At 62.7% G+C, this 19,289-nt stretch carries 16 protein-coding genes; 8 read left to right on the top strand and 8 right to left on the bottom strand.

Going from position 1 to position 19,289, the window contains the following annotated elements; genetic code table 11:
* Positions 1-135: 135 nt before the first annotated feature.
* From C7A17_RS22895 to C7A17_RS22885, 3 genes are all read right to left on the bottom strand, one after another.
* Positions 136-3,819: a translocation/assembly module TamB domain-containing protein gene (locus tag C7A17_RS22895; protein ID WP_106740927.1), complete on the bottom strand. Its 3,684-nt coding sequence runs from the start codon at positions 3,817-3,819 to the stop codon at positions 136-138.
* On the bottom strand, positions 3,816-5,543 hold the full coding sequence (locus C7A17_RS22890) for an autotransporter assembly complex protein TamA (RefSeq protein ID WP_106740924.1): 1,728 nt from the start codon (positions 5,541-5,543) through the stop codon (positions 3,816-3,818). Before C7A17_RS22890 ends, C7A17_RS22895 begins: the two co-directional genes overlap by 4 nt.
* A gap of 68 nt (positions 5,544-5,611) precedes the next feature.
* A complete protein-coding gene (locus C7A17_RS22885; RefSeq protein WP_106740922.1) occupies positions 5,612-6,256 on the bottom strand; it encodes a GNAT family N-acetyltransferase in 645 nt (214 codons plus the stop codon).
* A gap of 166 nt (positions 6,257-6,422) precedes the next feature.
* On the opposite strand from C7A17_RS22885, the gene xthA reads away from it, so the two are divergent.
* The 4 genes from xthA (at position 6,423) to C7A17_RS26970 (ending at position 10,040) form a co-directional block, all read left to right on the top strand.
* Positions 6,423-7,235 carry an exodeoxyribonuclease III gene (gene xthA / locus C7A17_RS22880; RefSeq protein WP_106740919.1) on the top strand — a complete coding sequence of 271 codons (813 nt, stop codon included), beginning with the start codon at positions 6,423-6,425 and terminating at the stop codon, positions 7,233-7,235.
* Between the two features lie 101 nt (positions 7,236-7,336).
* Positions 7,337-8,719, top strand: coding sequence for a substrate-binding domain-containing protein (locus C7A17_RS22875; RefSeq protein ID WP_106740916.1), 1,383 nt, complete (start codon positions 7,337-7,339; stop codon positions 8,717-8,719).
* Between the two features lie 166 nt (positions 8,720-8,885).
* Entirely contained in the window at positions 8,886-9,869 is a 984-nt protein-coding gene (locus C7A17_RS22870; RefSeq protein WP_106740913.1) for a TerC family protein, read from the top strand.
* Positions 9,870-9,881: 12 nt separating this feature from the next.
* Positions 9,882-10,040 carry a hypothetical protein gene (locus C7A17_RS26970; RefSeq protein ID WP_199796362.1) on the top strand — a complete coding sequence of 53 codons (159 nt, stop codon included), beginning with the start codon at positions 9,882-9,884 and terminating at the stop codon, positions 10,038-10,040.
* A 99-nt stretch (positions 10,041-10,139) separates the two neighbouring features.
* Here the strand turns inward: C7A17_RS26970 and C7A17_RS22865 are convergent, their stop codons facing one another.
* Positions 10,140-11,369 (bottom strand): acyl-CoA dehydrogenase, encoded by a 1,230-nt coding sequence (locus tag C7A17_RS22865; RefSeq protein ID WP_106740911.1) that lies wholly within the window; start codon positions 11,367-11,369, stop codon positions 10,140-10,142.
* Between the two features lie 162 nt (positions 11,370-11,531).
* On the opposite strand from C7A17_RS22865, the gene C7A17_RS22860 reads away from it, so the two are divergent.
* Positions 11,532-12,461: a LysR family transcriptional regulator gene (locus C7A17_RS22860; RefSeq protein ID WP_106740908.1), complete on the top strand. Its 930-nt coding sequence runs from the start codon at positions 11,532-11,534 to the stop codon at positions 12,459-12,461.
* A gap of 64 nt (positions 12,462-12,525) precedes the next feature.
* On the opposite strand, the gene C7A17_RS22855 is transcribed toward C7A17_RS22860, so the two are convergent.
* Positions 12,526-12,960, bottom strand: a complete 435-nt coding sequence (locus C7A17_RS22855; protein ID WP_106740906.1) for a DoxX family protein — start codon at positions 12,958-12,960, stop codon at positions 12,526-12,528.
* Between the two features lie 107 nt (positions 12,961-13,067).
* Positions 13,068-14,483 carry an MltF family protein gene (locus C7A17_RS22850; protein ID WP_106740903.1) on the bottom strand — a complete coding sequence of 472 codons (1,416 nt, stop codon included), beginning with the start codon at positions 14,481-14,483 and terminating at the stop codon, positions 13,068-13,070.
* A 277-nt stretch (positions 14,484-14,760) separates the two neighbouring features.
* On the opposite strand from C7A17_RS22850, the gene C7A17_RS22845 reads away from it, so the two are divergent.
* The 3 genes from C7A17_RS22845 to C7A17_RS22835 all read left to right on the top strand — a co-directional run bounded on the left by C7A17_RS22845 (position 14,761) and on the right by C7A17_RS22835 (position 17,410).
* On the top strand, positions 14,761-15,588 hold the full coding sequence (locus C7A17_RS22845; RefSeq protein WP_106740900.1) for a TatD family hydrolase: 828 nt from the start codon (positions 14,761-14,763) through the stop codon (positions 15,586-15,588).
* Between the two features lie 84 nt (positions 15,589-15,672).
* Positions 15,673-17,142 carry a methyl-accepting chemotaxis protein gene (locus C7A17_RS22840; RefSeq protein WP_106740897.1) on the top strand — a complete coding sequence of 490 codons (1,470 nt, stop codon included), beginning with the start codon at positions 15,673-15,675 and terminating at the stop codon, positions 17,140-17,142.
* A gap of 97 nt (positions 17,143-17,239) precedes the next feature.
* On the top strand, positions 17,240-17,410 hold the full coding sequence (locus C7A17_RS22835; RefSeq protein ID WP_234035839.1) for a hypothetical protein: 171 nt from the start codon (positions 17,240-17,242) through the stop codon (positions 17,408-17,410).
* A 133-nt stretch (positions 17,411-17,543) separates the two neighbouring features.
* Here C7A17_RS22835 and C7A17_RS22830 read toward each other — a convergent pair whose 3' ends face one another.
* Complete coding sequence (locus tag C7A17_RS22830; protein WP_106740895.1) at positions 17,544-18,341, bottom strand: acyl-CoA thioesterase; 798 nt, start codon at positions 18,339-18,341, stop codon at positions 17,544-17,546.
* 106 nt (positions 18,342-18,447) lie between these two features.
* Positions 18,448-19,218 carry a CHAD domain-containing protein gene (locus C7A17_RS22825; protein WP_106740892.1) on the bottom strand — a complete coding sequence of 257 codons (771 nt, stop codon included), beginning with the start codon at positions 19,216-19,218 and terminating at the stop codon, positions 18,448-18,450.
* Between the last annotated feature and the right edge of the window lie 71 nt (positions 19,219-19,289).

The raw sequence follows: 19,289 nt of genomic DNA, 5'->3' as shown, positions 1-19,289 counted from the left end.
AAGGGCAAATATGTGACACGGGTTTCACCGAAATGAAGAGCCCATCGAATGGCAGGTCACGGCCCGACCATGCATCCAGCCTAGCGCAGAAGCGCGGCCGATACACCTGAGGCCGTGTAGGGGTATAGCGCATAATCAGAAATCCCGGCGATAGAACAGATCCAGCGAACTGGCCAGGCCACTGGCGGCCTCCAGATACAGGCGCCGGCTGAGCATGTAACGCAGCGCGATGGTATTGGCCGGCTCGAACACCCCAACGCCATAACGCAAGCTCAAGCGCTCGGTGATATTGCCGCTGGCCACGACACTGGTGGTCACGCCGCTGCCTTCGGTATCGAGCTGAAAATCCTGAATGCCCAGACTGTTGGCCAGGCTGGTGGTCAACGACGAACTCCCGGCCAGACCAAGCGCCAGCGCGGCCTGGCCGAGCATGTTGTTGTCACCACTGCTCTGCCCCAGCGGACGGCCGAGTACCAGATAGGACAGCGCCTGTTCCTGGCTCATGGCCGGCTCGGCGAATACCGTGGTCGTTGGCTGATCGGCGCTGCCGGAAAGACGAATGCCGGCGACGACGTTGTCGACCCGGCGAATTGCTTCGACATCGAGGAACGGTTGGTCGATGGGGCCGGTGAACAACAAGCGCGCCCGGCGGATGGTCAGGCGTTGGCCGTAGGCGCGGTAGCGGCCATTGACCAGATCCAGCTCACCGCGAGTATCGAGGTCATCGCCTATATGCATACGGCCGCGCAAATCTGCAGTCAGGCCAAAGCCGCTGAACGCCAGCTTGTCCTGGCCGACTTCGACGTCGACATCCATGGCAATGCCCATGCCCTGCTCCGTCGGCGGCGCCTCACGTCCGACCACACGCGCATCGTTGGACAGTTTTACCGTGGAAGGCGGCAGCTCACGCACACTGATCAGCCCACGCGGCACAGCGACCTTGCCCTTGACCGCCAGGTGCTCGGCACGCAATTGCAGTTGCAGATCTGGCGCCACCTCAAGCTCGGCATAAGGCTCGACCTTCACCGGCAGACGCTGCCCCTGCAGGCTCAGATCACCCACCAGCCCCTCGCTCCAGTTCAGCTCGCCCTTTAGGTTGCCACGCCCCTGTTCGCCGCTGCGCCAGTCGCCCGACAACTGCACCTGCTCACCGGCGATCAGCGCCTGCAATTGCAGCGCTTCCAGGCTGACCGGCAATTCGCTGCCTGACAGCTCGCCGTCCTCCAGGCGCAATTGGCCGTTGATCTGCGGCGCCAACAGGTGACCGGCGATATTGCCGCGGCCCTGCAAGCGCCCCTCGAGCTTGTCGGCCATCGGCACGAACGGACGCAGCACGGCCAGATCGAAACCGCTCAGACGAAACTCGCCATTGACCGGTTTGTTTTGCGGACGCGGATCGATCTGCGCCTGCAACGTCAGCTCACCCATGCCGGCGCTGACGAAACGCAGCTCACTGTCCACCCGTTGTGGTCGCAAGGTGCTGTCCAGACGCAGGCTGTCGTAGGGGAAATCGTGCCACTGCTCCTCGTCCGGCTGACGGATGCGCAAGGTGCCTGCCCCGGCATCGAGCAGGATGCGTCCATTGGGGCCGCTGTCCGGCAGGTCGAGCTTGAGCTGGCCGTCCAGGCGACCTTGCCAGGCGAAATCATCAGGCAACCAGGGTTGCAGGCTGGCCAGGGGGAAGTTTTCCAGGCGCCAGTCCAGAGACGGCTGGGGCATCAGACGCTGCTGCGCACCACACAAGCTGGCCTCGCCGGATCGCCAGCAATGCGCGCCCAGGTTCATGCGGCCACTGACCAGGCGCTCCAGACTCGCCGCCTGCTGCAACTGCCAGTCCTGTCCGCCGCTCTGGATACGGCCGCTGGCGATGCGCCCGCGCCAGTCGCCCTGCTCGCTGAGCGTGCCATCGACCGCCAACGCCAATTGCAACAATGGCCCTTGCAGACTCAGCTCCAGTGCCTGCCGGCGCAGGTCACCACTGCCATCGGCCTGCAGACGGCCCAGGTAGGTGTCGCCCACGCGGATACCGCGCAGATTCAGGCCGATTCGGGCCTGTTGCCGGGCATCGAGTGTCGCGTCGAGTTGCAACCTGCGCAGACTGGGATCGCCGAACGCCAGGCGTTCGCCGCTGAGCGCCAGTTGCCCCTGCGGTGCCTGCAGTGTGCCGGCCAGAGAAAGCTGGCCCTGCATCTGCCCCTGCAAGCCGGGCCAGAGCTGCCCCAGGCGCGGCAGCGCCAGTTCCAGTTGGCCACGCAAGCGCTGATCGAGCGCACCCTGGCCACTGATCCGATTGTCGCCCAGGCGCACCAGCAGACGCGCCAGTTGCCACTGCTCACCAGCGCCAGTGCCCTGCACTTGCAGCTGCGCGGGCTGACCGCGCAGGCGCCCGTTCAGGTCGATGTCGGCCTGCGCCTGTAACGCACCGTCATCGAAACGGCCCGAGGTATTCAGCGGCCCGCCGAGGTTACCGGGCATCTCCGCCAGCCAGTATCCAGGGTCGAGTTCGCTGAGCTGCAACATGGCCTGCCAGTCGATGCCGTCGGCAAAACCCAGTTTGACCACACCCTCGGCGCGCCCCTGGCCCGCGACTAGTTGCAGCTGCGGCAGGTTCACCTGGCCCAGATCACCGCTGATCGGGCTGCTCAGGCTGAAATCCCCCGCAGGCCCCTGCAACTGGGCGGCGAAATTGCCCAGGTAGTTACCGCTGCTGTAGCTGACCTCCGCCTGCAACTGTTGCAAGGCCACGGGTGGCGGCGCCTCCAGTGGATAGAGGCGCTGCCAGGGAAACGCCAGCCAGTCCAGTTTCGCATCGGCCTGCAACGCTTCGCTCCAGCCAAGTGCGCCGGTCAGTTGCAGATACTGCCGCTCCTCGGCCTCGATACGCAGCAATTCGATATCAGCGCCTTTGGCGTCCACGCGCCCGCGCAGCGTCAACGGCATCGGGGCCTGTTCGGCTGGCAGGCTGGCGGTGCCTTCAAGGCGATAGCCAGTGGCCAGGTCGCCCTTGGCCTGCACTGTCAGGTCCTGCAGATCCAGCGTCTGCGGCAAGGCGCTGCTGGCCTGGAAACGCCGGCTGGTCAGACGCAGCTCGGCTGGCAGATGCTCGGCCAGCGCCTGCACCTGCCCTTCTAGGCGGGCATCGAGATAGCCGCTGCTATCAGCTTCGAGCCTGAGGCTGCGCTGCAACTCCCCACCGACCTGCAGCGCCACCTGCCAGGCCTTGCCGTCGACTTCCGGCAGTTGCAGGCGGCCACTCAGGGCCAGCGGCCAATCGCCTTGCGGCGTCAGCTGGCCGCTGACATCCAGGCTCAGGTCATCGCGCTGCAAGGCCAGGCGCTGCAGTTGCACACCCTGCTCGTTCCAACTGGCGACCAGTTCGAGATCGCTTAGCTGTGTCTGGCCATCCAGGCGCAGTTCGCCCAGTTGAATATCGCCCAACTGCAGACGCAGCGGCAGTTTCAGGTTCGGCAGACTCAACGGCTCTGCGCTGGACTCCCCACTTTCGGGCAGGGTCACGGCCACCTGCTGCAGATGCAGGCGATCCAGGCACAACGTCAGGCGCAGCAGGCACGAGGGTGACCAGGCCATGTCGAGTTGTTGCAGCTCTATGCGCGTTTCGTCCTGCTGCCAGAGCAACGCATCGGCCTGCCAGGCGCCAGCGAGGCGGCCATTGAAATTGTCGACCTGCAAGCCCGGAACCTGAGCCAGTAGCCACCGGCTGCCGCCCTGGGTACCCAGCACAATCCACAGCACAGCGCCGATCAGCAGCACCAGGCTCAGCAGGGCGATGGCCAACCTTTTCAGCAGACGCCGCGTCATAGCTCCGGCCCCATGGAGAAGTGCAGGCGTACACCACCGTCGTCGTCCAGCGCATGGGCCAGATCCAGACGCAACGGACCGACCGGCGAAACCCAGCGCACGCCGAAGCCGACACCGGTTTTCAAGGTGGGGAAATCCAGCGAGTTGAATGAGTTGCCCTGATCGATGAAGGTCGCCAGACGCCATTTATCGGTCAGGCTGTACTGGTACTCGGCACTGGCAGCCAACAGGTAACGGCCACCGATCTTGTCGCCGCGGTTGTTCTCCGGCGACAGGCTCTGATAGTCATAGCCACGCACGCTCTGGTCACCGCCGGCGAAGAAGCGCAGAGAAGGTGGTACGGAGGAGAAACCATTGGTCTCGGTGCCACCAAACTGCACCCGGCCGAGGACGCGATGGTTGCTGAAAAAGGTGGTCAGGCCCTTGAGCATGACATTGCCGTGCAGCACGTTGGCATCGGACAGCACGCCATCCACCGCACCCGCCAGATCGAACTGCAGTCGATAACCTTCGTTCGGATCAAGGCGGTTATCGCTGCGCAACAACGAATAGCTGACGCCAGGCATCAACAAGGTGCTGAGCCCGGAGTCGTCGCCCAGGCGATATTCCTCACGCTGCCACTTGACCGACAGCACCCGCTGCCAGCCGCCAGCACGCTGGCTATGCCACTCCGGACCGACAGTAAGCAGCCGGCTGAGGCTGTCCTTGCTGGCCAGTTCTTCGTACTGATAGCCTCCAGCCAGACGCAGTTTATCGGTAAGAGGCGGATCACCAGGAATGTCGTACCACAGGCCGACGTTCTGCCGTGGCGCCGATAGCTCGGTTTCCACGCCGTAACTGTGGCCCTGTGGGTTACGCCAGTGGCGCGTCCAGTTGGCACGCAGACGTGGCCCGACGTCGGTGGAAAAACCTAGGCCCAGCCCCATGGTGCGCGGTTCGCGGGTCTGCAGCGTGACTGCAACGGGAATGCGCAACTGGTCGGCCTGGGTAGGAATGGCATCGACCCGCACCGACTCGAAATAGCCACTGGACTGCAAGGCCTGGTACAGCTCGGCGATCAGCTCGGAGTCATAGGGTGTATCGGCCTTGAACGGCACCATGCGCCGCAGCAGATCCTCATCGAAGGGGAAATCGCCGCTGAACGCGATATCACCGAGGCTGTAACGCGGCCCACTGACGAATACCAGGTCGATATCGGCCACGCCTGCGGCCGGGTCGATCGCCAGGCTCTGCAGGGAAAAACGCCCATCGAAGAAGCCATAACGCGACGCCTGGTTCTGGATCAGTCGCTTGGCATCCTCGTAACGCCCATGATTGAGCACCGAGCCCGGTTGCAGGCGGCTGGCATTGGGCACACGGAAGGCCGACAGCTCAATGGCCGGCCCTTCGATGCGGATGTTCACATTGCGCAGACGCACGCGCTCGCCAGGCTCGACTTCGAGCACCAGGCGCGGTGTTTCCCCTGCTTCGATGCGACTGCGGATACGCGCCTGGTAATACCCCAGCGCCTGCGCAGCCTTGTCCGCCTCGCTTTCGGCAATACGGCGCAGACGGCGTAGTGCCTGCGCATCACGACCATCGAGGTTGCCGATATAGCCTTCGATATTGGCCTTAAGCGCCGAATTGCTCGGGGTGACTCGCACGTCCAACTCGCCTGCGGCAAGGGCGCCAGTACTGATCAGCAGCAGTGCAAGGCTGCGCTGCAAATGTCCATATGCACTCATGGCCGGGGATGCTACCACGGAGCGGAGCGCGCGCTAGAAGCTTCGCGCCATGTGCAGACAGCCGGGGTTCAGGCGCTGGCGCGCACCACAGGCTGCGGATTGGGATGGAAAAACACGTGCTCCACCACCGGGCCGATGGCCAACTCGCCGACCTCCTCGTAACCCTGGCGCCGGTAGAACTCCAAATAGCGCGAGTTGCCGGTATCCAGCACCACGCCTTGCGAGCCGGAGTCCTCGGCGCACCAATCGTGCAGGGCCTCGAGCAACTGCTCGCCGCGATGCTGGCCCTGGAATTCGGGATGAATGCCCAGCAAGGGCAGCACGTGATAAGGGCCGGGCGGCAGGCAGGCGAGCACGGCATCGTGGTATTCGAGATAGCGCTTGGTGCAACGAAAGCCGGTACTCAGCAGCATACGCAGGCGCCAACTCCAGCTCTCGGTGATGTCCAGCCGGCGCTGCGGCGGCGCGATCAAGGCGGCGCCGATCAGGCGGTCATCGATCAGCAGCCCGATGGCCGGCAGATCCTCGTCGAAATGCCGCTGCACCAACTCACGGATCGTCGCCCGTACGCGCTGGTCGAACCCGGCACGCTCGGCCTCGAACAGGTAGGCGAAAGTCGGTTCATGGCGGTAAGCGTGATAGAGCAGCGACCGTACCTCGCGGGCGTAACCACCGTCGAGCATGCGGATTTCGGCAGGAGCGTTGTGGGGCATGGCGAACCTCTGTTGTTATCGTTTTCAGAATTTGTTCAGAGTCTGCTGCGCGTCGCGCCATACAGCGTTACAGGCAACTTAGCACCGCTGCCTTCTGCCTGCCAGGCGCTGGTCGCCGGCGCGATGGATCGGCTAGCATCCCCTTTTGTCCCAGAATCCGCCGCCCATGAAAATCGTCTCGTTCAATATCAATGGCCTGCGCGCCCGCCCCCATCAATTGCAAGCTCTGATCGAAAAGCACCAGCCGGACTTGATCGGCCTGCAGGAAACCAAGGTGGCCGATGAGCAGTTTCCGGAAGCGGAAATCCGCCAGCTCGGCTATCACGTGCACTACCACGGCCAGAAAGGTCACTACGGCGTCGCCCTGCTCTCGCGCCAGGAGCCGCTGAGCCTGCACAAGGGCTTTCCCGGCGATGCAGAAGACGCCCAGCGCCGCTTCATCTACGGCACCTTCGCCGACGCACACGGCAATCCGGTCACCGTGATGAATGGCTATTTCCCTCAAGGTGAAAGCCGTGACCACCCGGTGAAGTTCCCGGCCAAGCAACGCTTCTATGCCGACCTGCAACAACTGCTGGTGGAACGCTTCGACCCGCAGCAAGCTCTGGTGGTGATGGGCGACATCAACATCAGCCCCGAGGACTGCGACATCGGTATCGGCGAGCCCAATCGCCTGCGCTGGCTGAAAACCGGCAAGTGCAGCTTCCTGCCGGAAGAACGCGAGTGGTTGGCGACCTTGAAGAGCTGGGGCCTGGTCGACAGCTTCCGCCACCTGCACCCCGAGGTGAATGACCGTTTCAGTTGGTTCGATTACCGCAGCCGCGGCTTCGAGGACGAGCCCAAGCGTGGCCTGCGCATCGACGTGATTCTCGCCAGCCAGCCGCTGCAGGCACGCCTCAAGGATGCCGGCATCGACTATGACCTGCGCGGCATGGACAAGCCCTCGGATCATGCCCCGATCTGGCTGGAACTGGCCTGACGACCAAGCGCGTGCAGGCCACGCGCCTCGTCATATCCCTGCAACCTGACTGACTTAATCTGCGCGGCACTTTCCCTCACCCATCAGAAGGTGCCTGCCGCATGCCGCGCGCTTCGTCCGCTGTCGACCGCGACCTTTGGAGTCGCACCCTGTCCCTGCTGCTTCTGGGCTTCATCTGCTACGCCCTGCCTCTGTCGGTGCTCGCCGCCCTGCCCGCTTCGCAGAACGGCCAACCGGTGCTGCGCATCCAGGGCTCCAACACCATCGGCGCCAAACTTGGCCCGGAACTGGTCAAAGGGCTGTTCGAAGCTCAGGGCCTGCATGACATCCTGATCCAGGCTGGCAGCCGCGATAACGAACAACGCGTGCTCGCGCGCCAGGCCGGCGGTCGCCTGGTGATGATCGAGGTCGCGGCGCACGGCTCAGGTACGGGATTTACCTCGCTCAAGGATGGCACTGCCGAACTCGCCGCCTCCTCGCGTCCGATCAAGGATGGCGAAGTCGCCAGCCTCAAGGCTCTCGGCGACATGCGCAGCTCGCAGGCCGAACAGATCATCGCCATCGATGGCCTGGCGATCATCCTGCACCCCAGCAATCCCATCGCGGCGCTGAGCGTGGTGCAGGTCGCCCAGCTGTTCTCCGGGGAGGTCAATGACTGGTCGGCACTCGGCGGCAAGCCCGGCGCGGTTCGCCTGTATGCGCGCGATGACAATTCCGGCACCTACGACACCTTCAAGGAACTGGTACTGGCCCCCTCTGGCCGCGCCCTGGCGGCAACGGCCCAGCGCTTCGAGTCCAGCACCCAGCTTTCCGATGCCGTCAGTAGCGACCCGAACGGCATCGGCTTCATCGGTCTGCCCTATGTGCGTCAGGCAAAAGCCGTGGCCATCGCCGCAGGCGATTCGCAGCCAATGCCTCCCAGTACCACACTGATCGCGACCGAGGATTACCCGCTGTCGCGGCGCCTGTTTCTGTACAACCAGCCGCAGTTGGACAACCCCTGGGCCCGCGCGCTGATCGACTTCGCCCACAGCCCACGCGGCCAGGCTATCGTCGAGCGTAGCGGTTTCATCGCCCAGACCGTGCAAGCGGTGCGGGTCACCGCCGACGCGAAGATGCCAGCCGATTACCGCCAGCTGGCCGAGCAGGCGCAAAGATTGTCGGTGAATTTCCGCTTCCAGGAGGGCAGCGCAACGCTGGACAACAAGGCCCATCGCGATCTGGGTCGTGTACTGGACTACCTCCGGCAGCATGACAAGCTGCAAGGCAAGGTAGTGCTGGTCGGGTTCGGCGATCCGAAGAACGACCCGCAGCGCGCCGAGCTTCTGTCGAAGTTACGCGCCATGGCCGTACGCCGCGAGCTGGCCAAGCAAGGCGTATTGCCACGCGAGGTCACCGGCCTCGGTGACGAGCTGCCGGTCGCCGCCAACAGTGAAGACAACGGTCGCATTCGCAATCGCCGCGTGGAGGTCTGGGTTTACTGAACCTGCCGCTGTGGCGCGCCGTCACATCGGTGGGGCTTGGCAGAATGACAAAGCGGCGTTAGCCTTTGCACCGCGTGACGCCGGGCCCCTCTGGCGGTGAGTCTCTCACCGTGATGTCGGAGTCACTGAGTCGAATATCAACTCAGGCAGACATAAGGGAGGGCTCATGGACGCTCTACTTGCCTTTTTCACCACTTCGTACTTCGGTACACCCGGCTGGTTCTGGCTAGCCTTTCTGGTACTCATCCTCACCCTGCTGATCCTGGATCTTGGCGTCCTGCATCGCGATCAGCACGAGATCGAGATGCGCGAAAGCCTGCTGCTGTACAGCGGCTATTTCAGCGTGGGCGTGGCCTTCGGCGGCTGGATCTGGTGGCAGCTCGGCGCCACCAAGGCCATGGAGTACTACACGGGATTTCTCGTCGAACAGTCGCTGTCGATGGACAACGTGTTCGTCATGGCGATGATCCTCGGTTACTTCAATATCCCGCGCAAATACCAGCACCGCGTGCTGTTCTGGGGCATTCTCGGGGTCATCGTCCTGCGCGCCATCATGATCGGTCTGGGAACGGCCCTGGTGCAGGAATTCGAGTGGATTCTGTACATCTTCGGCGCCTTCCTGCTGTTCAGCGGCATCAAGATGCTGCGCAGTGGCGATGAGGAATCGCACCCGGATCTGGCGCAGAACCCGATGATTCGCTTCGTGCGGCGGCATATCCGCGTCACCGACGACATGCACGAGGGGCGTTTTCTCGTGCGCATCAAGGACAAGGTCAGCGGCAAGCCACTGCTTTATGCCACCCCGCTGCTGCTGGCGCTGGTGTTGATCGAGCTGGCCGACCTGGTGTTCGCCGTCGACAGCGTGCCGGCGGTACTGGCCATCTCCCAGGATCCGTTCATCGTCTATACCTCGAACATCTTCGCCATTCTCGGCCTGCGCGCCCTGTACTTCGCCCTGGCGGCACTGATGCACCGCTTCATCTACCTGAAGTACGCCCTGGCACTGGTGCTGATGTACATCGGTGGCAAGATCTTCCTGCACGACCTGGTCAAGGTTCCAGCCCTGCTGTCGCTGGCCGTGACGATCGGCCTGCTCGCTGGCGGCGTGATCCTGTCGCTGATCAAGACCCGCGACCAGAAACAGGCCTAGCAAGGAGACGCGATGCCCGACGTGCGCATAGAGCTCATCGAGCGACAAGGCCAGAAACTTTGGCAAGTGCGCGTCGGGCGTCGTGCTCTGACCTTCCGCGAGGAGCAGGCCGCCCGCACCTTCGCCGCCCAGCTGCATGCACGGCTGAGTTGGCTGACAGAAGGCAGGTAGCCGCAGGCTGCGCCGCATTAACCGACTCAGGCGCAGCAAGCTCCACCTGGAAAAACCAAGGCCCGCATATGCGGGCCTTGGTTTTTCTGCCAGTTGCCATCAGCGGCTGGCTTTCATCACATCACGCGGCACGTACTTGCCGATCTCGTACTTGCCGATGGCTGCGCGGTGCACTTCGTCCGGGCCGTCGGCTAGACGCAGGGTGCGCTGCATGGCGTACCAGTAGGCCAATGGGAAGTCGTTGGAGACCCCGGCACCACCGTGCATCTGGATTGCCCGGTCGATCACCTTGAGTGCGACGTTGGGTGCGACCACCTTGATCTGGGCGATTTCGCTGGCAGCGATCTTGTTGCCCACGGTATCCATCATGTAGGCCGCATTGAGGGTCAACAGGCGTGCCTGGTTGATCTCCATACGCGAGTCGGCGATATGGTCGATGTTGCCGCCCAGGCGTGCCAGCGGTTTGCCGAAGGCTGTACGGCTCACGGCGCGCTTGCACATCAGTTCCAGAGCTCGCTCAGCCATTCCGATCGAACGCATGCAGTGATGGATACGGCCTGGGCCGAGGCGGCCCTGGGCGATCTCGAAACCACGCCCCTCGCCCAGCAGCACACTCTCGTACGGCACGCGTACGTTCTCGAACAGCACTTCGGCGTGTCCGTGCGGTGCATCGTCATAACCGAATACCGGCAGCGGACGCAGCACGGTGACACCCGGCGCATCCATCGGCACCAGGATCATCGAATGCTGCTGGTGACGCGGCGCATCCGGGTTGGTCAGGCCCATGAAGATCATCACCTTGCAGCGCGGATCGCAGGCACCGGATGTCCACCATTTGCGGCCATTGATCACCCACTCGTCACCTTCACGGCGGGCGTTGGCCTGCATGTTGGTGGCATCGGACGAGGCGACTCCCGGCTCGGTCATGGCGAACGCAGAGCGGATCTCGCCAGACAGCAGCGGCTCCAGCCACTGCTGCTTCTGCGCCTCGTTGCCATAGCGCACCAGCACTTCCATGTTGCCGGTATCAGGCGCGGCGCAATTGAACGGCTCCGGACCGATCAAGGAGCGGCCCATGATCTCGGCCAGCGGTGCGTATTCGGTATTGGTCAGACCAGCGCCATAGTCCGACTCGGGCAGGAAAAGGTTCCACAGGCCTTCGGCCTTGGCCTTGTTCTTCAGCTCTTCCATGATCGCCGTCGGCTGCCAGCGATCACCTTCGGCTACCTGCTGCTCGAATACCGCTTCAGCCGGGTAGACGTGCGCTTCCATGAATGCCGTGACGCGCTCGCGCAGCTCTTGAACCTTGGGGGAATAAGCGAAATTCATCGGGCTACCTTCTGACGGGGCTGTGTGTAACAAGAGGGTGTGAGGTTGTGGAAATGATGCTAGAACAGCGCTTAAGATTTATCGAACCTATTTTCAGCGTGTATGAACATTCATAACCGATATATGATCGACTGATATCGACGCCCCTGGAGCACTGCCGGCATGAACCTGACCAAGGTGGATCTCAACCTCTTCATCGTCTTCGACGCTATCTACACCGAGGCCAATCTGACCCGTGCCGGACAGATCGTCGGCATTACCCAGCCAGCCGTTTCCAACGCCCTCGCCCGCCTGCGCGAAACCTTCAACGATCCTCTGTTCGTGCGCACCGCCCAGGGCATGGTGCCGACGCCCATGGCGCAGAACATCATCGGCCCGGTGCGCAACGCCTTGCAGTTGCTGCGCGTGTCGGTGCAGGAAAGCCGTACCTTCAACCCGCAGCAGGCGAACAAGACCTACCGCATCAGCATGACCGACCTCTCCGAGCAGATTCTTCTACCGCCGCTTTTTCAGCGCCTGCGCCGTCAGGCACCGAACGTGTGCATCGAGAGCTTCCTGGCCAAACGTCGCGAAACCACCAAGGAACTGGCCGCCGGCCGCCTGGATTTCGCCGTCGATGCACCGCTGAACACCGACCCGCAGGTACGCCACGTCAAGTTGCTGGATGATCGCTACGTTTGCGCCATGCGCCCCGGCCACCCACTGGCCAAGGAAAAGATCAGCCTCGACGAATACCTGTCGCTGACCCACATCCATATCTCCAGCCGTCGTAGCGGCCTCGGCTACGTAGATCTGGCGCTGGGCAAGATGGGCATTCAGCGCAAGATCGCCCTGCGCTCGCAGCACTACCTGATGGCCAGCAGCGTGATGCTGCAAACCGATATGGTGATGACCGTGCCGGAGCGTTTCGCCCGTCGCCATAACCTGCACCATGTGACGCTGCCAGTCGGTGACGTGCCGGCACTGGAAACCCATCTGTACTGGCACGAGAGCACGGATCAGGATCCGGCCAATCGCTGGATGCGCGAACAGATGATCGAGCTGGCCCAGCAGGTTGCCGCTCAGGAGAAGAAGGCCGAGCAAGCGGCGTGAGTGAGAGGCTGTAAATGCAACAAGGCCCGCAAATGCGGGCCTTGTCGTTTTCACTGAAGCTGGATCAGCGGGCGAGCTTGCTATCGACCGACAGCTTGCCGGCGCCTTCGAACACCAGGGCGATGCTGATGGCCAGCAGTGCCAGGGCGAATTCGTAGCCGTTGTTGCTCATGAAGAAACCATTGGCCAGGTGCACGGTGAAGATGGCCACCAGCATGGTCACAGCCAGCACCGCCGCGGCCGGGCGCACCAGCAGACCGATGATCAGCGCCACACCGCCAAAGAACTCGGCGCTACCGGCCATCAGTGCCATCAGGTAGCCCGGCGCCAGACCGATGCTTTCCATCCACTGGGCAACCCCTGCCAGACCATAACCACCGAACCAGCCGAACAGCTTCTGCGAGCCATGGGCGGCGAAGGTGATACCGGCGATGATGCGCAGAACGGTAATGCCGAAACCGGCTTGGCTAGCGGTAATGCTCTTGATCAGGTTGTTCATTTGCAAGGCTTCCTTTGGTGTGTGGGAGTTGATGGCGCACAGAATATCCAATTTATTCGATTAAAAAATAGCAAAAAACCGCTCATAAGAATCGAATAATCAGATAATTAATTGGCCGTCACGCGCTGTCCTTGCGGCTCCAACAGATAGCGCTCACGGTCATAAGCAAGGTAGTACTTATTAACCGCGTTCACATAGCTCACCACGCCCATCCCCATCTGCTCCATGGCCACACGTTCGACCTGGAAGAACCACTGGTTGGGGTTGAGGCCTCGCCGGCGCGCCTCCGCACGCAGACTCTGAACCCGTTGCGGGCCCAGGTTATAGCCCGCCAGCACGAATGCCATGCGCTCACGCTCGTTGAGCTGCGGACTATTGAAGAAATTGCGGCGAATCATCGCCAGGTACTTGCTGCTGGCCTGAACGTTGCCGTCGACGTTCTGGATATTGCTCACACCCACGCTACGCGCGGCTGCCGGGGTAATCTGCATCAAGCCCGTGGCACCGTTGGTACCACGGGCCGCAGGGTTGAGCGTCGACTCCTTGAACGCCAAGGCAGCCAGTAGCAGCCAGTCGAAGTCCTGCTGACGGGCGTGCTGCTGCAACACCGAGCGCACCTTTTCCAGACGCTGACGTTCGGCGCGGCCCAGTGGCGAGTGAACCTTGTACAGGCGCCGGTAGACGCGCTGAAAGGCAGCGTCCTGATCGGCCGGGCTCTGGTAACCGCCGAAGAAACGGTCGATGCTGGCCCGCAACATGGGCGCATCGGGACGCACGAACCATTTCATGTCGCCATCGCGTGCCAGTACCAGGTGCTTGTCGACCCGTAGTTTGGGCATCACCTTGGCCCAGCGCTCGGCAATCGGCAGCTCTACCGCGGTACGCTCGAAGATACCGGCCTGCACCATTTCCAGCACATCCTCGACCGCCAGGGTCGGATCGACCCACTCGACGACGATGGGAGGCAACTTGCGGTCAGCCAGTTGCTGGTTGATCAGTCGCAGCGCTTCGCCAACAGCGCTTCCTGCCGGTAACGAGAGGCTGCGTCCGGCCAGTTGCTCGAGGCTGCGGTAGTGCCTGTTGCCCTGCTTCGATACCAGCACCAGGGGGACATCGCTACGAATCGCCGTACTGGCACTGACATCGTGCCCGGTGCGCACGTTGAGCAGTTCGCCTGGCGCGACCAGATCGCCCTCACCGCGCTGTAGAGCACCGAGCAACTGATCCTTGGCCTTGGGAATGATCTTCAGCGTCAGGCTACGCCCGTCGCGGGAATTGCGGTTGAGGTACTGCTCGAAGGCACGTAAACGGTGGTATTCGACACCGATACTTTGCCCTTTGACCGAGCCCGAGCTGTTGCGGCTTTGATTGACCAGTACACGCAACTCTCCGCTGCTGCGAATGGCCGGCAAGTCCCGGGCACTGCGCGTCTGGCCTGCAACCTCAGGCGGACCGGCCAGGCGCGCGCTGACCGGCAGCGGCAGCATGGCCAACAGGCACAGGATCAGCAGCAATCGCGACATCGATTCTCCAGGAATGGCGGCAAGCCGCCGAAGCCTCGCGGGGTTCATAGCCTGTTCTTCGCCGATGCGCGACAGACGACAACTGGCTGCAAACCCGTCAAACACGTTCCCATGACGGGCACGGGGCGCGGAGAGTGGCACAGCCAAGCGTTGCAGCGCCACCCCATAACCTTGCATCAACCTTAAAAAACAGAGACCAACTTATTGTTTTAAATCGACTTTCTGACGAACGGATGGAAGCTGCTATTCTGCCCTTTCGCTCACAGCAGGTGGCACCATGCAACTCATCGATATCGCCGTCAATCTCACTCACCCCAGCCTCGCCTCGCAAGCCGAAGCCCTGCTCGAACGCGCCTATGCCGCTGGTGTGTGTCAGATGGTGCTGACCGGCACCAGTCTGACCGAAAGCGAAGCCAGCCTCGCACTTTGCCGACAGCTGGATGCCAGCGGCGAGCGCCTGTTCAGCACCGCAGGGGTTCATCCGCACGATGCCAGTTCCTGGAACAACGCCAGCAGCGCAGCACTCAAGGCATTGCTGGCCGAGCCGGCGGTGCGTGCCCTCGGCGAATGCGGCCTGGATTTCGACCGCGACTTCTCACCGCGCCCCGCTCAGGAAAAAGCCCTGGAGCAGCAGTTGGTACTGGCGGTCGAGCTGAACATGCCGGTGTTCCTCCACGAGCGCTCCGCCAGCCAACGCATGCTGGAGATTCTCCGTGACTTTCGCGATCAACTGCCGGCGGCCGTGGTGCACTGCTTTACCGGCGAACGCAGCGCACTGTATGCCTACCTTGATCTCGACCTGCATATCGGCATCACCGGCTGGGTTTGCGATGAGCGCCGCGGCACGCACCTGCACCCGCTGCTCAAGGACATTCCCGGCGATCGCCTGATGCTGGAAACCGACGCGCCCTTCCTGTTGCCACGCAGCTTGCGACCGAAACCCAAGAGTGGGCGCAACGAACCTGCCTTCCTTGGCGAGGTACTGCGCGAAGTCGCCTTGCACAGAGGTCAGTCTGAACAGGCGCTGGCTGCACAGACCACCGCCTGCGCGCGGGCATTCTTCAATATGCCGGCCATACTAGAGGAAGCAACGCAAGAGTTTTGATTGACGTCAAGACTCTGACAAATAGCCGAGGCATACTGCTGGCAATTAGCCAATACCGACCGCAACGAGACGGATAACAACAGCATGGGCGCCTGGATCAGCGATCTTTCCCTCAAGTACAAATTCTGGGCGGTCAACGCCGTCGCACTGATCATCAGCCTGATGCTGGTGCTGTTCGCGCTGCACACCGAGCAACAGGCGCGCAGTGCCGATGCCAGGCAGGCAGCTGTCGAGCAGTCGCGCCTGCTCAAGCAATGGCCACAACAGGCTGCCTTGCCCAACGCGACGAATATCCAGGTGCTGCAAGGCAATGGCAGCTTGCCAAACGCTCAGGGCTCGGCCGATGCCAGCGGCTGGCAGGTGCTGGCCCACGATGCCTGGTTCGGTAACACCCCGCTTATCGGTGCGCAGCGCGTCTCGCTTGATGACGGCCGCAATCTGGCGATCCTCGCGCGTGCGCCCAGCCTGCTGGATCTCTTCGCTCAGCACGCCTTTTCCTATGCGCTCGCGGTCGCGATTCTGATGCTATTGCTGCTGGCCGCCTCGCAATTGCTGATCCGCTTTCTGCTCAGTCACCTCAACACGCTCAAGGACGTGATGCTGCAGGCTGAGCGCAGTGGCGACCTGTCTTTGCGCGTGCCGCTGGATAGCCGCGACGAAGTCGGCCAGATGGCCGCAGCCTTCAATGCCATGCAGGCGGGCTATCAACGTGTGGTCGGTACCGTCGGCCAGGTCGCGGCGGAGCTGAACAACGGCACCCGCAGCATGGCTGAGCGCATGGGTAGCGTGCGTCAGGGCATGCTCAGCCAGCAGAGCGAAACCGATCAGGCCGCCACCGCGATCAATGAAATGTCCACCACGGTGCAGCACATCGCCGAGCATGCCGGCAGCACCCGGGATCAGTCGCACAACGCCGATCAGTTGGCACGCGCGGGGCAGCAGGTGGTCGAGCGCGTCGAGCAATCCATCGCCGCGCTGTCGCAAGGCGTACGGCAGAGCGCCGGCAGCATCGAACGCCTGGCCGAGGACAGCCAGCACATCAGCCGTGTGGTCGGTGTGATCCATGGCATCGCCGAACAGACCAACCTGCTCGCCCTCAACGCCGCCATCGAAGCGGCGCGTGCCGGTGAAATGGGCCGTGGCTTCGCCGTGGTCGCCGACGAGGTACGCAACCTGGCCAAGCGCGTGCAGGACTCCACCGACGAAATCACCCAGATGATCGGCAACCTGCAGGGCGGCACCCGTGACGCCGTGGAGTTCATGCGTGAGAGCTCGGAGAACGCCAACCACTGCGTACAACTGGCACAAGAGGCAGGCGAGTCGCTGGCGGCAATCACTGCGGCAGTGGCGCTGATGCGGGACAGCAATACGCAGATCGCCGTGGCAGCCAACCAGCAGAGCCAGGTCGCCGAGGAGATGACCCGCTCGGTGGTCGGAATCCGCGATGTCACCGAGCAAACGGTCGGCCAGACCCTCGAGTCGGCAGCCACCAGCCAGCAGTTGGCCGAACTGGCCGCAGAGCTGAGCAAAGCCATTCGCCAGCTACGCCTGTAAGCAGGCGTCCCAGGCTATCTGGCCCATAGCCAGGAGCAATTCGTCACAGCCGCATGGGCAGTCCTAGACTTCATTTCATCAAGTCGAGGATTGCCCCATGGACACTCATCCCAACCTGCCGCCCCTGCTGGCGGTGCTGCTGTTTCTGCTATCGCTGACCCTGCTGCTGATCGGCGCCTGGCACCTCAGTTTGGTGCCGCTGGCACTCGGCCTCATTGGGCTGTACGCCGCCCTGGCACTACGGCCTCATGGTATCTCTCCGAGGTGACAAGCCATGCAAGCATTTCTGTAATGGACGCAGCACCAGCAAGCCGCCGCTGAGCATCGGCCTGGCCAGCCGCACCATCTGAATCATGAACTGAAATCCTTGGCGCCTAGAGCAAGACGCCAAAGACGCTGAATCAGCCGAACACCGTCACCGTCTGCCGACTCAACGCGATCAACTCGCCGCTAGGGCTCCACATCGCCGCAGCCACGTGGCCATAACCATCACGCGCATGTTCGATCTCCGCCCGGTACAGGCACCAGTCTTCGGTACTCAGCGTCTGCAGCGGCTGGACGAACTCGATGGTCCAGGTCAGCGAGCTGCCTGGGGCTGGGCTCTTCAAGTGAGGCAACACCGCTGGCGGCCAGGCATCGACCAATGCCAGCAGGTACGCCTCGCTCAATGCTTGTGGTTCGGCCTCGCCTCGCAGGCGCACCCAACCACCCATCTGGCGCGATTGATTGTTGGAGAAAGGCATACCGCCTATACCCCAACGCATGGCCAGAAAGCGGGTGAACTCCGGAGTGACGTTACGCACGTACGGCAGCTCCTGGCACTGTTCGACCGCAGCGATCTGCGGTGCAGGCAATGCCTGCACCGCGATGGCAGAGGCACGCGAGGCACCGAAGCTCCCCTGCACCATGGTCACCACCTGGCCGTCTTGTACGGCACGCAGACACAACTGGCTGACCGCCTTGCCTTCACGCAGCACCTCGGCCTGAAAACTCACCGGCACCTCTGCCGCAACCGGGCCAACGAAGGTGATGGCCAGCGAGCGAACCGGACGCCCTTCCGGCACTTTGGCGCGCATCGCCTCGAACGCCAGTGCCGCCACCAGGCCGCCAAAACTGGCGCGCCCCTGCCCCCATTCGGCGGGGATCACCACGGCATCGGGATTGCGACGCACCGCATCGAGCAACTCGGAAAAGATCATACGCACCTCATGCTTCATCAATGGCGATGATCTTAGGGGATGCAGGAGGCCGAACGATAGACCGGCAATACGCCCGTTAGGTCATATTGCCGGCGAGAATGGCACCCTATCCCTGAAAGGGAAAATCACCATAGAGCGCCAGCAAGGCATCATCGGCGCGCTGCTCGGCAAGCTGCAGAGCCTGTTGCCAGATGGCTCGACAAGGCGCCAGGGCCGGAAGTGACTCGCCTTGCGCGAGCCATTGCAGGCGGTCATGCCAGTCGCCAAGTTGGCTCTGCGCACGCTTGAGTCTCAGCTGCACGGCTTTGCTCAAGCCGCTTTGCACCGGGTAGGTTTCCGCGGCATAGCGCACTCGCTTGATCAGCAGGCGCAGGCGATGACGATCATGCGCCGGGTCGCGTAAAGCCTGCGCCAGCTTGTCTTGCTGACGCCGCAAACGACGCCGGATGCGCTTTTCCACCGATATTAGCTGGCCTTGCCTGGCGGCCTCGCGCCAGCTCGCCGGCCAGACATCGAGCAGCAGCATCAGTTCGGCAAGCTCGCGGCTGCTGGCAATCGCGGCATAACCCGCGGCACGCTGCCCGGCATCGACCGCTGCCAATTGCGGAAAACCCAGTCGCTCCAGTTCGGTCACCAACACCTCGCGATCACGCAGCGGGCCACTGAGGCGCCCCAACACTGCGGCGCCCTGCTCCAGCGCATCCACTGCCGGAAGCCCGCGCAATGGGCGCAGCAGGCTGCGTAACTGTCGCAAGGCGATGCGCAGATCGTGCAACGCCTCGGTATCGGTACAACTGGCCAATCGCGCCTGACAGGCATACAGGCGCACCTGCAATGCCAATACACGATTGAGACAATGTTCGATGAAATTGCTCATATTCGTTCCTCCAGAACGACGGTGCACCAAGCTAACAACACCGAGCCTATCGCATACACGTGACCATTGGT

The sequence above is a fragment of the Pseudomonas mendocina genome (assembly GCF_003008615.1).
GTDB lineage: Bacteria > Pseudomonadota > Gammaproteobacteria > Pseudomonadales > Pseudomonadaceae > Aquipseudomonas > Aquipseudomonas mendocina_C.
This window is presented reverse-complemented; position numbering and strand designations above follow the sequence as displayed.

What these genes read in the sequence shown, in the direction of transcription:
- C7A17_RS22855 (WP_106740906.1), bottom strand. Translation starts at nt 12,960, where the DNA reads ATGAACAACCTGATCAAGAGCATTACCGCTAGCCAAGCCGGTTTCGGC.
- C7A17_RS22865 (WP_106740911.1), bottom strand. Translation starts at nt 11,369, where the DNA reads ATGAATTTCGCTTATTCCCCCAAGGTTCAAGAGCTGCGCGAGCGCGTC.
- C7A17_RS22830 (WP_106740895.1), bottom strand. Translation starts at nt 18,341, where the DNA reads ATGATCTTTTCCGAGTTGCTCGATGCGGTGCGTCGCAATCCCGATGCC.
- C7A17_RS22885 (WP_106740922.1), bottom strand. Translation starts at nt 6,256, where the DNA reads ATGCCCCACAACGCTCCTGCCGAAATCCGCATGCTCGACGGTGGTTAC.
- C7A17_RS22825 (WP_106740892.1), bottom strand. Translation starts at nt 19,218, where the DNA reads ATGAGCAATTTCATCGAACATTGTCTCAATCGTGTATTGGCATTGCAG.
- C7A17_RS22845 (WP_106740900.1), top strand. Translation starts at nt 14,761, where the DNA reads ATGCAACTCATCGATATCGCCGTCAATCTCACTCACCCCAGCCTCGCC.
- C7A17_RS22835 (WP_234035839.1), top strand. Translation starts at nt 17,240, where the DNA reads ATGGACACTCATCCCAACCTGCCGCCCCTGCTGGCGGTGCTGCTGTTT.
- C7A17_RS26970 (WP_199796362.1), top strand. Translation starts at nt 9,882, where the DNA reads ATGCCCGACGTGCGCATAGAGCTCATCGAGCGACAAGGCCAGAAACTT.
- C7A17_RS22875 (WP_106740916.1), top strand. Translation starts at nt 7,337, where the DNA reads ATGCCGCGCGCTTCGTCCGCTGTCGACCGCGACCTTTGGAGTCGCACC.
- C7A17_RS22860 (WP_106740908.1), top strand. Translation starts at nt 11,532, where the DNA reads ATGAACCTGACCAAGGTGGATCTCAACCTCTTCATCGTCTTCGACGCT.
- xthA (WP_106740919.1), top strand. Translation starts at nt 6,423, where the DNA reads ATGAAAATCGTCTCGTTCAATATCAATGGCCTGCGCGCCCGCCCCCAT.
- C7A17_RS22870 (WP_106740913.1), top strand. Translation starts at nt 8,886, where the DNA reads ATGGACGCTCTACTTGCCTTTTTCACCACTTCGTACTTCGGTACACCC.
- C7A17_RS22850 (WP_106740903.1), bottom strand. Translation starts at nt 14,483, where the DNA reads ATGTCGCGATTGCTGCTGATCCTGTGCCTGTTGGCCATGCTGCCGCTG.
- C7A17_RS22840 (WP_106740897.1), top strand. Translation starts at nt 15,673, where the DNA reads ATGGGCGCCTGGATCAGCGATCTTTCCCTCAAGTACAAATTCTGGGCG.
- C7A17_RS22895 (WP_106740927.1), bottom strand. Translation starts at nt 3,819, where the DNA reads ATGACGCGGCGTCTGCTGAAAAGGTTGGCCATCGCCCTGCTGAGCCTG.
- C7A17_RS22890 (WP_106740924.1), bottom strand. Translation starts at nt 5,543, where the DNA reads ATGAGTGCATATGGACATTTGCAGCGCAGCCTTGCACTGCTGCTGATC.